Genomic DNA, 13,153 nt, shown 5'->3' with positions numbered 1-13,153 from the left:
GCGGTCGCGTTATAGAGGACCGCCATGAATCCGCAGCCGCTCCCGTCCCCCGAGACTGAGACTCCGCCCGCCGCGCCGGGCTCGCTCGCCCGCCCCTTCAAGCTCTCCCGGCGCTTCGACCGGACCGGCCGCTTGCTGGGTGACTCCGCGATGGAGCGCCTGGCCAACGCGCGCGTGGTGGTGTTCGGCCTGGGCGGCGTGGGCAGCTTCGCGGCCGAGGGCCTGGTGCGCAGCGGCATTGGCCACCTGACGCTGGTGGACCACGACGACGTGTGCGTCACCAACACCAACCGCCAGCTCCACGCGACGGTGAAGGCCGTGGGCAAGCCCAAGGCGGAGCTGATGGCGCAGCGCTGCCAGGAAATCAATCCGGCGGCCAAGGTGCAGGCGGTGCGCGAGTTCTACCGCGCCGACGTGGCCGAGCAGATGCTCCAGCCCGGCCAGTACGACTTCGTGGTGGACGCCATCGACAACGTGAAGGCCAAGCTGCACCTGCTCCACCGCTGCGTGACGCTGGGCATCCCGGTGGTCAGCTCCATGGGCGCCGCGGGCCGGCTGGACCCCACCGCCATCCGCGTGGAGGACCTGTCCGAGACGCACATGGACCCCTTCGCCAAGGACATCCGCAAGCTGCTCAAGCGTAAGTACGGAGTGGAGACGGACAAGCACACCGGCATCACCGCCGTGTACTCCATCGAGGCGCGGCGGCTGCCGGTGACGCTCCAGTACGACGACGCCACCGACGGCTTCCTGTGCGTGTGCCCGCAGGACAACGACTTCCACACCTGCGACCACCGCACGCAGATTGACGGCAGCGTCGCCTTCGTCACCTCCTGCTTCGGGATGAACGCGGCGGGCGTGGTGGTGCGGCGGCTCGCCTCGACGCGCTAGGCCCCGGGACTCACGCCACCTGCTGCGGCCGGAGCACCTCCGCCGCGGCGCCCTCGCGCCCGCAGGGGCGGCGGAAGACGCACCGCGCGCAGGACGCCAGGTTGTCGGTGGGCGGGAAGGCGGACGCGTCCAGGGGCGTGTTGGTGGCGGGGTCCTTCAGGAGCGCGCGCATCTTCGCCACGCTCTCGTCGAAGTGCTTGCGGAAGGAGGCCATGGCCTCCGGGTCCACCGTGACGTCCTGCTCCTTGCCCTCGTTGAGGTACACCAGCGAGGCGCGCACCTTCTCCACCGGGAAGCGGTAGCGCTGGGCCACGTAGAGCGCGTAGCCGAGCACCTGCTCGTCGTACCCGTCGCGCGCCTTGCCCGTCTTCCAGTCCACCACCACCGGCGTGCCGTCCGCGTCCACGAAGGCGAAGTCGGGGATGGCGAAGACCTTGAGGCCGTCCAGGGTGAAGTGGGCGAAGTCGAAGCCCGCGTCCACCTCCAGCCACTGCTCGGGCTTGAGGCTGAGCGCGAGGTCCTTCCAGCGCGAGGAGAAGAACCACGCCAGCGCGGAGCGCACCGTCTCCCAGTTCTGCTTCCAGGCCTCGTCCGGCACGGGCTCGCCGTACTCGTGCTCCACCAGCCCGGTGAACTGCTTGCGGTACTTCTGCGACCAGTAGTTCTTCGCGCGCGAGTGCCGGAAGTCGTCCTGCATCAGCTTGCGCGTGCGCGCCTCCACCACCGCCGGGTCCACCTTGCGGCCCGCGCGCCAGTCGAGCAGCACATCCTTGATGCTCTCGTGCACCACGCTGCCGGCCCACGTGTAGCGGTTGCCCAGCTTCTTCAGCACGTACAGCTCACGCACGTCCCTGGGCGCGTCCGCCTCCCAGCCGCCCCAGGAGCGGTAGTAGTAGAGGTAGTACGCCCGAAGGCACTCGGAGAACTTCTCGTGGCGGCTCTTGGACCAGGAGAAGTCGTTGCTGAGAGGGGGACGCCGCATGAAGGCGCGCATCCTAGGCGCTCGCCCGCTCCGCCAGAAGGGGAACAGGCGAGGAAACAGGCCCCCGCTGGTCGCTGAAAGACAGTCCCGTTACACGACCAGGAAGGTATGGTGCGCGCCGACATGAAGACCCAACCCTTCAAGGGCCGGGTGGTCCTCGTCACGGGGGCTTCCGGAGGCATTGGCAGGGCGGCGGCGAAGGCCTACGCGGCGGCGGGCGCGGATGTCGTCCTGGCCGCCCGGCGCCTGTCACAGCTGGAGGACGCGGCCCGTGAAGTGGCGTCACTGGGCGTGAGGGCACTGCCGGTGCGGTGCGACGTCACGGTGGGCGACGACGTGGCGCGGCTGGTGGCGGAGACGGACGCCGCGTTCGCCGGGCTGGACGTGCTCGTCAACAACGCGGGCCAGGGCCTCTACGGGCCGCTGGAGGATTTGGGCGAGGCGCAGCTGCGGCAGGTCTTCGAGCTGAACGTCTTCGGCCTGTGGCGGATGACACGCGCGGCGCTGCCCCTGCTGCGCAAGCGCCGTGGGTCGCAGGTGGTCAACGTCAGCTCCGTGCTGGGCCACCGGGGCCTGCCGATGCTGGGCGGCTACTGCGCGTCCAAGGCCGCGGTGAATGCGATGACGGAGTCGCTCCGCGCGGAGCTGGCCGCCGAGGGCATCCGGGTGCTGCTCGTGTCGCCCGGCTTCACGGAGAGCGACTTCCGCGAGAATCGCCTCCACGCCGACGGCTGGCGGCAGGACGCCATTCCACTGAAGGCCATGTCCGCGGAGGAGGTCGCCGCCGCCATGGTCCGCGCGAGCCGTCGGGGGCACCGCGACACCGTGCTCACCTTGCCCGGCCGGGTGATGGTGCTCGCCAACCGCTGGGCCCCGGGCCTGTTCGACCGCGTCGCCCGCCGCATGACGGCGGATTCGAAGAAGAAGGGTTCATGACCTCCCGCAGTCCCCGCGCGAAGTCCGCCGAAGCCGCGCCGAAGGGCCGCGCCAGGCCCGCGGCCACCACGGTCGCGGCGCTGCCGAGCCAGCCGCCCGTGCCGAAGACCGACGCGGCCGCGCCCGAGCAGGGCAAGGCGCGGAAGCCTCGCGCCGGGCGTCCCCCTGCCCCTCCGCTGGTGGCCACCGTCTCGCCGACGCCCGAGCACCTCGCCCGCGTGCGCGCGCCGCTCCTGGACTGGTACGACCGGAACAAGCGCGACCTGCCCTGGCGTCGCACCAGGGACCCGTATGCCATCTGGCTGAGCGAGGTCATGCTCCAGCAGACCCAGGTGTCGACGGTGATTCCCTACTGGGAGCGGTTCCTCGCGCGCTTCCCCACGGCGCGCGCGCTGGCCTCGGCGCCGCTGGATGACGTGCTCGCGGGCTGGAAGGGCCTGGGCTACTACAGCCGCGCGCGCAACCTGCACCGCGCCGCGCAGGAGGTCGTCGCGCGCTTCGGCGGTGCCCTGCCCTCCACGGCGGCCGAGCTGCTCGAGCTGCCCGGCTTCGGCCGCTACACCGCCGGCGCGGTGGCCTCCATCGCCTTCGGAGAGGAAGCGGCCCTGGTCGACGGCAACGTCGCGCGCGTGCTGTCGCGCCTCTTCGAGGTCGAAGGGCTCCCAGGCGACCGCCAGCGCGAGGCCACGCTGTGGGCGCTCGCCACCGCGCTGGTGAAGGGCCAGCGGCCCGGAGACTTCAACCAGGCCCTCATGGAGCACGGCGCCACCACGTGCCGGCCGGAGAATCCGCTGTGCCTGCTGTGCCCCGTGCGCGACGCCTGCGTCGCCTTCCGCAAGGGCCGCGTGGACGAGCTGCCTCCGGCCAAGGTGCGCGCCACGCCCAAGAAGCTGACGCTGGCTGTCGCCGTGTGGCCCCATGCGGGCACGCTTCTCTTCGCTCGTCGCGCGGACGCAGGCCTCTTCGGGGGCCTGTGGGAGCTGCCCGCCGCGGAAATCGCCGACGACGCACCGGACACCGAGGCCCGTGCGCGGCTCGCCGCCGCGCTCGGCGTGGACGTGACGCTGGAGGGCCCGCTCGGCATAGTGAAGCGGCAGCTCACCCACCGGGACCTCACGCTGCGGCTGCTGCGCGTCTCCGGCCCCCGGCGACCCACCCACAGCGCGGCCTTCCAGGAGCTGCGCTGGTGCGCCCCCGCGGATGCCGCGGGGCTGGGGATGAGCACCGCCATGCAGCGGGCGCTCGACGCCGCGCTCGGTGCGGGCGTCCTGACAGGCGCCTGAGGGCCGCTCGCCCTCCCCGCACACAACCCCTGTCGTTCCCTCGACAGAGAGCCAGTCCTCCTGTCGGACTGACAACCCGGGGCACCTCGTGCCGGTTTCCTCCGGCTTCCGGGCGCACCAATGTCCGCGGACTCTCTTCACCGGAGAAACCCCGCATGGCACGTCACACCGCCAACAAGCAGACCGGCCCGTCCGCAGGGAAGCCGTCGGCTCCGTCGGCCAGCGTCAAGCTCCAGGCCCCCGAGCCGCGTCCGGGCCCCACCAGCGAGCAGATTGCTCGGCGGGCCTATGAAATCTTCCTCGCGAGGGGAGGCACGCACGGCTACGCCGAGCAGGACTGGTTCCAGGCCGAGCGTGAGCTGCGGCTCGGCCGTCAGTAACACGCCACCGTGGCGCGGCCGCCGTCGCCCCCCGGGTGGGAGCGCCCGGGATGGCGGCCGCCACGCTCCGTCCTCAGGCCACCCTCGCCTGGACCGTGCGCTCAGCTCTGCTTGTCACTGCCCTGACTGTCGGGGCTGCCGGACTCCGAGGCACCGCTGTACTGGCGGTTGCGGTCCTCCTCGGGCGGGCTGGCCTCACTCTCCCTTTCCGACTTGCCGAAGATGGCCCGGCGAGCCTCGTCGGTCAGCTTTCCATCCTCGTTCATGGGGGCACCTTCTTTGTTCTTGCGCGGCATCTGACGCTCCAGGGCTTGGGTTCAATTCGTCCCCAAAAGTCAGGTGCCCCACGGAGCACGGCAAGGCAGTGCGTGCAGGGTGCCGGGCTGGCACTGGAGCAGGCCCGGCGAGCCGGCTGAACGTGCCTGGCTGCCGCTGCTCCAAGGGAGGAACCAGGAGCACGCCCGCGGGCCAGGTGAGGTGGCGAGCCACCGGGCCGCCTACTTCTTCGCCGCACGCCGCCGCTTGCGCACCGCGGGCGCGCCCGGGGGCCGGGGCTGCGAATTCGAAGGGCGCGGGCTGTAGTAACGCCGGAGCCAGCGGCTCACCCCGTCGAAGCCAGGAAACAGCACGCGCTCGGTGATGTTGCTCTGGTCGAGCTTGTCGCGCACCTCCCACTTGAGCGCGGCGGGAATGATGAGCTTGCGCACGCCATCCACCTGCGCTTCGAGGAACGCGTCCAGACGCAGCTCGGGCCCATTCATCACCGAGAAGAGCGCGAACTGATTCACGATGCGGGCGTCCAGGGACGGCGGCTCCAGGAAGAGCACGAAGGGGTGCTTCGCGAGGCGGTCGAACGTCGAGAGGTCCGACGCCGTCGTGGCCAGCATCTCCCCCGTGAAGACGTCGGCGCCCTCCTGCCGGAGCAGCGCCTTCAGCCGCCTGGGAAGGTGGCGGTTCGTCTGGCGGTAGTCCACGCACCACACCACGCCGTCCTCGCCATAGCGTTCCGTGTTCTCGGTGAGGAAGTGCAGCGCCACATAGGGGCTGAAGGTCCAGTCGAGCATCCGCGTGGGAAGCCCGTGGTGCTGAGCCAGGGCGAGCCAGTCCCAGAGGGACTCCACGGACTGGGGACTCTCACCGCGCGCGTACTTGCGGAAGGCCCTCAGCAGGTCCCGCTCCTTGCGCACGAAGAGGCCGTCGCGGTTGAGGGCCGTGGACAGGTCGTTGGTCACCTGGGGCATGCCACGGAACGCGAAGGTGGGCCGGTGGCGCCCCAGAGCCTCGTTCCACGAGCCGGCGAAGAGCGCATCCTGCAGCTCCAACCATGTCCCGATGCGCTGCTCCAACATGGCCCCCTGTCCCCTCCACGACAGGATAGGCATCCTGGCGGCCCATGCATCCCCAGGGACAGTCCCCTGGGAGAGGCCCGGAGCGCGGGCCCCTCAGTGGGGATTCGTGGCGCCCACGGCGGGGCGCTCGGCGGCGAGTGCGCCCCGGAGCCGCCGCTGCGCGGCCTTCAGCTCCTCCAGGATGCGCTCCGCGTCGCTCACCGAGCGCATCGCCAGCCCACACGCCGGCGTCAGCACCACGGTGGACACCACCTGCGCGAAGGTGAAGCCGCCAGGCAGCGCCGCCTTCAGCGTGGCCTCCACCGCGTCCACCAGCTCCCCCACTTCATAGGTGGACGCCAGGTCCGTGGGGATGATGCCCAGGCTCAGCGTCGCGCCCGAGGCGAGGAAGCGCTCCAGCGCGGCGGTCGACTCCACCATCGCGTCCAGCGACAGCCGCACGTCCAGCGACAGCAGGTCCGGCTGGACGTCCAGCAGCGCGGCCCAATCCGTGTTGCCGCAGCAGTGCAACCCCACCAGCGCGCCCTCGCGCTGCAGGGCCACCACCAGCAGCCTCAGCTCCTGCATCGCAATCAGGTGGCGGGGATTCGTGCGCTGGAACGCGTAGAGCCCGGGCTCGTCCAGGAAGAAGAGCGGCGTAGTGCCCGCGCGGCGCAGCGCCTTCACCATGGCCAGTGAGCGCGCCAGCGTCAGGCGGAACATCGCCTCGTCCAGGCCCGGCACGTCCAGCGTGGGCTGGCCCTCCGGCGTGCGCGCCACCGAGCGCACCGTGAAGGGCCCCGCGAGCTGCGCCTTCGCGAAGGCCAGCTTCCGCGTCTCCACCTCCCACAGGAAGGGGCGCCACGCCCGGCACGCCTCGGGTGAGGGCTCGAAGGCCTCGAACTGGCCCGACTGGAACGCCGCTTCCAGCCGCGCCTCGAAGGCCGCGCGCCCCGCCTGCCAGGCCGCGAGGTCCACGGTGCACAGGCCTTCATCGTCGAAGGACAGGCCCGGCAGTCCCTCCAGGGCGGCGGGAATCATCAGCTCCGAGGGCTTGCCCACGGGCAGCTGGGGCAGAAATGGAATGTCCAGGGCCAGCGCCGCCTGGAGCCCCAGCTCCACTTGCGTGTGCGGCAGGCTCCCGATGCCGGTGGTGGCGCAGGCAGGCAGCAACTGGACGGCTCGACGGATGTTCGGCGCGCTCATGCCACGGACTCTAACCGCTCCCCCGCGCCGCGGCGTGGCTGCCCATCCCCGTTGCGCCGGGTTCCCTGTCTTCCTGTCCAGCAACAACGTTCCACCCGAGAACCGGGGAGCACCCCGGCGGACCTGGGAGGGGACGGTCATGAACAGGCGATGGGGATGGTGGGGAACAGGGGCCCTGGCGGCGGCGCTGGTCGCCAGCCCCGCGCTCGCGGCGACACCTCGCGTCAAGGCGCAGCCCGCCCCCGGCTTCGGGGCCGCGGGCCTGACGGTGCGCAGCGGCGTGACGACCTGGTCGGGCAACGTGGGCAGGGAGACGGGCGTGGGCGCGTTCCTGGCCCTGCTGGGAGAAGTCCCCGTCGTCTCGGGCGTGGGCCTGGAGCTGGGCTACGAGGGCTCCGCCAACGGCTACGCGGAGCCGCGGCGCGGCACGCTGTGGCGGCACAACGGCGGCGTCCTGGCCAAGGTGGGCCCGACGCTCCTCTCACAGTGGAAGCCCTTCGTGGGCGCGGGCGCGGGCGTCAGCTACTTCCACCCCACGCCCATGGACGTGGGCACCGCCTTCGAGAAGGGCTGGGGCGCGGAGGTGCCGCTCGCCGCCGGGCTCGAGTACCGGTACAGCGGCGTCACCGCCGGCCTGCGCGCCACCTACCGCGTGCTCGTGGCACGGGACTTCGCCCCCACCAGCGCCGACGTCGGCAACCTCTTCAGCGCCGACCTCAGCCTGGGCGCGCGCTTCTGAGCCGCCCCGTCACGTCACGGAGAAGTACGAGGCCTGCGGGTGGTGGAAGACGATGGCGGACACGGAGGCCTCCGGCTCCATCATGGCGCCGTCCGTGAGCTGCACGCCGATGTCCTCCGGCCGCAGCGCGGCGAAGAGCGTGGACTGGTCCTCCAACCGCGGACACGCCGGGTAGCCGAAGGAGTAGCGCTTGCCCGCGTACTCCGCGCGGAAGCGCTCCAGCATCGTCATGTCCGGCCGGTCCGGCATGCCCCACATGCTGCGCAGCTGCGTGTGCAGCAGCTCGGCGTAGCCCTCCGCCGTCTCCAGCGCCAGGGCCTGCACCGCGTGCATCTTCAGGAACTCACCCTGGGTCTTCAGCTGCTCGGACAGCTCGCGGATGCCGGCGCCCGCGGTGACGACGAACATGGCCACGTTGTCCGTGGGCACGCCGCCCTCCAGCGGCCGCAGGTAGTCGGCGAGGCACAGCCCGCCTTCACGGTCCTGGCGCGGGAAGTCGAAGGCCGCGGCCTCCTTGCCCGTGGCGCCGTCGAAGAGCACCACCCGGTTGCCGTCGCTGCCCGCCTTGAAGAACTGGAACACCGCGCGCGCCTGCATGACGCCGCCGCGCAGGTAGCCCTTCAGCTCCTCCACCGCCTCCTTCAGCGCCAGCGCCTTGCGGCCCTCCTCCGTCTTCGCCAGCTCCGCCTCTGCGGGCGTGCCCAACACGCGCGACGAGGAGCGCAGGCCCAGGTGCCGGCCGTACAGCATCACCGGGTTGATGAACTTCCAGATGTGGTCCAGCGGCGTGTTGGTCAGCACGTGCCGCTCCCAGTCCGGCGCGGACGGCACGCTGTCCAGCACCTTCACCTCCGCGCTGCGCCCACGCGACACCACCGCCGCCGGCGCCGGACGCTCCTTCACCTCGCGCGCCAGCTTCTCCCGACGAACGGCCAGGTCGCCGCGGAGCTTCTCGTGCGCGGCCGGGTCCACGATCTGCTTGGCCAGCTCGAGGCCGTTCATCGCGTCCTGCGCATAGGCCACGGTGCCAGCGCCGTAGGCGGGCGCGATGTTGCGGTCCACGAAGTTGCGGCTGAGCGCGGCGCCGCCCACCAGGATGGGGGTGTCCACGCCCGCGCGCTTCAGGTCCTCCGCGGTGGCCACCATCTGGTGCGCGCTCTTCACCAACAGGCCCGACAGGCCGAGGATGTCCGGCTGGTGCTCGCGCACGGCCTGCACCAGCTGCTCCGGCGGCACCTTGATGCCCAGGTTCACCACCTGGAAGCCGTTGTTGGCCAGGATGATTTCCACCAGGTTCTTCCCGATGTCGTGCACGTCGCCCTTCACCGTGGCGAGCACCACCTTGCCGCGCTGGGCCGCCTGGGCCTTGCTCATGTGCGGCTCCAGGAAGCTCACCGCCGCCTTCATGGACTCGGCGCTCTGGAGCACCTCCGCGACAATCAGCTCGTTGGCGCCGAAGAGGCGGCCCACCTCGTCCATGCCCTTCATCAGCGGCCCGTTGATGATTTCCAGCGGCGTGTACTTCTGCATGGCCGCTTCCAGGTCCGCGGTGAGGCCGTCGCGCGTGCCCTCGATGATGTAGCGCTGGAGCCGCTCCTCCAGGGGCAGCGTGCTCACCTGGACGCGCGCGGCCTTCCGCTCGCGGAAGTGCGCCGCGAAGGGCGTCACCGGGTCCTCGCCCCGGTTGTAGAGCAGGTCCTCCGCCAGCTTGCGCTCCTCCTCCGGCAGGGACGGGTAGCGCTCCAGCTTCTCCGAGTTGACCAGCGCCATGTCCAGGCCCGCCTGGACGTTGTGGTACAGGAAGACGGAGTTGAGGACCTCGCGGCCCGCGGTGGGCAGGCCGAAGGACACGTTGGAGATGCCCAGCACCGTCTTGCAGCGCGGGAAGCGCTGCTTGATGAGGCGCACGCCCTCAATCGTCTCCACGCCGCTGCCGGTGTACTGCGCGTCGCCGGAGGCGCAGGGGAAGACGAGCGGGTCGAAGTACAGGTCCTCCGGCTTCATGCCGTACTTCTTCGTCAACAGCTCGTACGAGCGCTCCGCCACCTCCAGCTTGCGCTGGCGCGTGACGGCCATGCCCACCTCGTCGATGCAGCCCACCACCAGCGCCGCGCCGAAGCGGCGCGCCAGCGGCACCACCTTCTCGAAGCGCTCCTCGCCATCCTCCAGGTTGACCGAGTTGATGATGGCCTTGCCCTGGCTGTACGTGAGCGCCATCTCGATGACGCGCTCGTCGGTGGAGTCAATCATCAAGGGCACGCGCACCTTCTTGACGACCACCTCCAGGAAGCTGCGCATGTCCTCCAGCTCGTCGCGGTCCGGGTTGGCCAGGCAGATGTCGATGACCTGCGCGCCCCGCTTCACCTGCGCGCGCGCAATCTCCGACGCGTCGTCGAACTGGCCGGCGACGATGAGCTCCTTGAACTTCTTGCTGCCGATGACGTTGGTGCGCTCGCCCACGATGAGGGGCCGCTGCTCGTCCGTCACCTCCAGGTAGTCCACGCCGGACAGCGAGGCCCGCGGGCGCGGCGAGCCCGTGCGCGGCTTCAGGCCCTCCACGGCCCTGGCCAGCGCCTCGATGTGCCCCGCGTGCGTGCCACAACAGCCGCCCACCACGTTGAGCCAGCCCTGCTCACAGAAGCGCCGCACGGAGCGCGCCAGCATCTCCGGCGTCTCCAGGTAGTGGCCGTTCTCGTCCGGCAGGCCCGCGTTGGGCACACACGACACGGGGAACGCGCTCATCGCCGACAGCGAGCGCAGGTGGTCCGTCATGAAGTCCGGGCCCGTGGCGCAGTTGAGGCCCAGGTACAGGAGGTCCGCGTGCTCCAGCGACGCCGCCAGGCTCTCCACGCTCTGCCCCGCGAGCATGGTGCCCATGGGCTCAATCGTGCCGGACACCGCCACCGGCAGCGCGTAGCCCAGCTTCTGGAACGCGCGCTCGATGCCCAGCAGCGCCGCCTTCACGTTGCGGGTGTCCTGCGCCGTCTCGATCAGCAGGTAGTCCGAGCCGCCCCGGGCCAGCCCCTCGGCCTGCACGGCGAAGTTGTCCACCAGCTCGTCGAAGGTGACGCCGCCGGTGACGCTGATGGCCTTGGTGGTGGGGCCGATGGAGCCCGCCACCCAGCGAATGCGCCCGTCCTTCGCCTCGGCGGCGGCGGCGGCGTTGCGCGCCAGGCGGGCGGAGGCCTCGTTGATTTCGAGCGCCTTGTGGCCCAGGCCGAACTCCGCCAGCACCAGCGGCGTGCCGCCGAAGCTGTCCGTCTCCGTCACGTCCGCGCCGGCCGCGAAGTAGCGCGCGTGGATGCCCTCCACCAGCTCCGGCCGGGTGAGGACGAGGTGCTCGTTGCAGCCCTCGTACTCCGGGCCGCCGAAGTCCGCCGCCTTGAGGTTCTCGTTCTGGAGCAGCGTGCCCATGGCGCCGTCCAGCACCAGCACGCGTTCGCGCATCGCGGCGCGCAGCGCCTCCACGCGGCGGCCATTCTCACCAGGGGGCAGCGGGAGGGCGGTGGGGGCATGGCTCGTCATGACGGTTTGACTCCGGTGAGCAGGAAGACGCGGAAGGGGCTGGCCCCATCCCGGGCATGGGTTTCGCGAGTGAGGGACGTGAAGCCCGCCTCGCGCAGCGCGGCTTCGAGGAATTCGGGCGCGAAGCCCAGGTGCCGGTGGCCCAGCCGCTCCAGCACCCAGCGTTCGTCGTGCGGCATCAGCTCCAGCACCACCAGCCGGCCGCCCGGCTTGAGCAGGCGGGCGGACTCGGCCAGCACCGCGTGCGGCTCCTCCACGTGGTGGAGGCTCTGCGAAATCACCACCAGGTCCAGGCTCGCGGACGCGAGCGACAGGCGGTGCAGGTCCTCGCGCAGGAAGCGGATGTTCTCCAGGCCCTCGCGGCCGGCGCGCTCCCGCGCCTGCTCCAGCGCCTCGGCGTTCTGGTCGATGGCCCACACGCGGCGGGCCCAGCGGGCAATCGCCACGCTCAGCACGCCGGTGCCGCAGCCGAAGTCGGCCACCTCCAGCGGCGGCAGCAACGACGCCAGCGCGCCCGCCCACAGGAACCAGGACTGCCCGGGCTCCAGCAGCCGCTCGTTGAGGGCCTGCCGGTCCTCACGCGCCCGCAGCAGGTCCTTCAGCCGCGCCGAGTCCCCCGCCGCATCCTCCGCCTCGCGCGCCATCTGGATGAGCGGCCAGCGGGCGTCCGACTGCCCCAGCGCCAGCGAGTAGTAGCTGTAGCCCGCGTGGCGCTCCTCGCGCAGCAGCCCCAGCCCCTTCAGCTTGCCCAGGTGATGAGAGACGGACGACTGCGCCACGCCCACCAGCGACACCAGCTCCGTCACGTTCAACGGAGCCTCCGCCACCAGCCGGAGGATGCGCAGGCGCGTCGGGTCCCCGAGGACCCGGAATGACTGGGACAGCTCTTCCATATCGCTGCATCAACATATGTCGATGCCGGCCTGGAGGCCAGCATTCTCTAGACGCGACGCGTTGCCTGTCCTCGTTCAGTGGCGTACAGGGCGGAACATGGCGACTCCCACCCACACCCCGACTCTTCACGAACGCCTCGAAGGCAAGCGGTTCGGGCTCGTCCTCTCCGCTGGATATTTCGGCTTCTACGGTCACGCCGGCTTCCTCAAGGGGCTGGCGGCCGCGGGCCTCAAGCCCCACGCCTACGCGGGCACCTCCGCGGGCGGCATGGTGGCGGCCTACGCGGCGGCGGGCACGCCGGTACGTGAGCTGGAGGAGCTGGTGCTGCGGCAGACGCGCGCCAACTTCTGGGACCCGGACCCCATTGGGGCGGTGCTCAACGCGGACGCGGCCGGGCACGGCCTGACGGGCCTGCTCAAGGGCGAGCGCTTCCGCAAGCTGCTGGACGCCACGTTGCCGGTGCGCACCTTCGAGGAGCTGCCGCACCCGCTGCTGCTGGTGGGCGCCAACCTCACGCTGGGCCGCCACGACGTGTTCACCTCGGGCGAGCTGGCCCCACGCGTCCACGCGACGTGTGCGTACCCCGGCCTGTTCCGCGCGGTGCCCCTGGAGGGCAGCCTGTACTGGGACGGTGGCCTCGTGGACAAGGCCCCCGCGCTGTCGCTGCACGAGAGCGCCGTGGGCGCGGAGCTGGACGCCATCCTCGTGCACTACCTGCCCAGCAAGACGCGCAAGGTGGTGGGCGGCCCCATGGCGTACGCGCAGGGGCTCGCCGCGGGCTCGGCGGCGCTGCGGCAGGACCACTTCCGCCTCCAGCTCACCGTGCTGGAGCAGAAGCAGGTGCCCGTCTACGTCGTCGTCTCCAACCTGCCACCCGTGTCCCCCACCACCATGGAGCGCGGCTTCGACGCGCTGGACCAGGCGAAGCTCGCCGCGGAGCGCGCCCTGGCGCGGCCTCCGGTGTCCTTCGCGGACGCGGAGTGGTGAGC

Annotated in this window: 12 protein-coding genes; 6 read left to right on the top strand and 6 right to left on the bottom strand. The window is 71.2% G+C overall.

The window, feature by feature from the left end:
• The first annotated feature begins 24 nt into the window (after positions 1-24).
• The gene (locus VZL07_RS24460) at positions 25-891 is read left to right on the top strand and encodes a tRNA threonylcarbamoyladenosine dehydratase (RefSeq protein WP_426750049.1); all 867 of its coding nucleotides are present in this window, start codon (positions 25-27) and stop codon (positions 889-891) included.
• Positions 892-901: 10 nt separating this feature from the next.
• Here the strand turns inward: VZL07_RS24460 and VZL07_RS24455 are convergent, their stop codons facing one another.
• Entirely contained in the window at positions 902-1,885 is a 984-nt protein-coding gene (locus tag VZL07_RS24455; RefSeq protein ID WP_426750048.1) for a PD-(D/E)XK nuclease family protein, read from the bottom strand.
• Positions 1,886-1,981: 96 nt separating this feature from the next.
• On the opposite strand from VZL07_RS24455, the gene VZL07_RS24450 reads away from it, so the two are divergent.
• The 3 genes from VZL07_RS24450 (at position 1,982) to VZL07_RS24440 (ending at position 4,472) form a co-directional block, all read left to right on the top strand.
• Positions 1,982-2,809, top strand: a complete 828-nt coding sequence (locus VZL07_RS24450; RefSeq protein ID WP_426750047.1) for an SDR family oxidoreductase — start codon at positions 1,982-1,984, stop codon at positions 2,807-2,809.
• A complete protein-coding gene (mutY, locus tag VZL07_RS24445) occupies positions 2,806-4,092 on the top strand; it encodes an A/G-specific adenine glycosylase (protein WP_426750045.1) in 1,287 nt (428 codons plus the stop codon). The genes VZL07_RS24450 and mutY overlap by 4 nt, the downstream gene beginning before the upstream one ends.
• Before the next feature lie 155 nt (positions 4,093-4,247).
• Positions 4,248-4,472 (top strand): DUF2934 domain-containing protein, encoded by a 225-nt coding sequence (locus VZL07_RS24440; protein ID WP_426750044.1) that lies wholly within the window; start codon positions 4,248-4,250, stop codon positions 4,470-4,472.
• A 101-nt stretch (positions 4,473-4,573) separates the two neighbouring features.
• On the opposite strand, the gene VZL07_RS24435 is transcribed toward VZL07_RS24440, so the two are convergent.
• From VZL07_RS24435 to VZL07_RS24425, 3 genes are all read right to left on the bottom strand, one after another.
• Positions 4,574-4,738, bottom strand: coding sequence for a hypothetical protein (locus tag VZL07_RS24435; RefSeq protein WP_426750043.1), 165 nt, complete (start codon positions 4,736-4,738; stop codon positions 4,574-4,576).
• Positions 4,739-4,969: 231 nt separating this feature from the next.
• A complete protein-coding gene (locus VZL07_RS24430) occupies positions 4,970-5,821 on the bottom strand; it encodes an FRG domain-containing protein (protein WP_426750041.1) in 852 nt (283 codons plus the stop codon).
• A 93-nt stretch (positions 5,822-5,914) separates the two neighbouring features.
• Positions 5,915-7,006 (bottom strand): hypothetical protein, encoded by a 1,092-nt coding sequence (locus tag VZL07_RS24425; protein ID WP_426750040.1) that lies wholly within the window; start codon positions 7,004-7,006, stop codon positions 5,915-5,917.
• A gap of 139 nt (positions 7,007-7,145) precedes the next feature.
• Here VZL07_RS24425 and VZL07_RS24420 point away from each other — a divergent pair, with 139 nt between their 5' ends.
• On the top strand, positions 7,146-7,745 hold the full coding sequence (locus tag VZL07_RS24420; protein WP_426750039.1) for a hypothetical protein: 600 nt from the start codon (positions 7,146-7,148) through the stop codon (positions 7,743-7,745).
• A 9-nt stretch (positions 7,746-7,754) separates the two neighbouring features.
• Here the strand turns inward: VZL07_RS24420 and metH are convergent, their stop codons facing one another.
• Positions 7,755-11,270: a methionine synthase gene (metH, locus tag VZL07_RS24415; protein WP_426750037.1), complete on the bottom strand. Its 3,516-nt coding sequence runs from the start codon at positions 11,268-11,270 to the stop codon at positions 7,755-7,757.
• On the bottom strand, positions 11,267-12,163 hold the full coding sequence (locus tag VZL07_RS24410; RefSeq protein WP_426750036.1) for an ArsR/SmtB family transcription factor: 897 nt from the start codon (positions 12,161-12,163) through the stop codon (positions 11,267-11,269). The genes metH and VZL07_RS24410 overlap by 4 nt, the downstream gene beginning before the upstream one ends.
• Positions 12,164-12,260: 97 nt before the next feature.
• On the opposite strand from VZL07_RS24410, the gene VZL07_RS24405 reads away from it, so the two are divergent.
• A complete protein-coding gene (locus VZL07_RS24405) occupies positions 12,261-13,151 on the top strand; it encodes a patatin-like phospholipase family protein (protein ID WP_426750034.1) in 891 nt (296 codons plus the stop codon).
• The last annotated feature ends 2 nt before the right edge of the window (positions 13,152-13,153 follow it).

The sequence above is a fragment of the Pseudomyxococcus flavus genome, from assembly GCF_050038885.1.
GTDB lineage: Bacteria > Myxococcota > Myxococcia > Myxococcales > Myxococcaceae > Myxococcus > Myxococcus flavus.
This window is presented reverse-complemented; position numbering and strand designations above follow the sequence as displayed.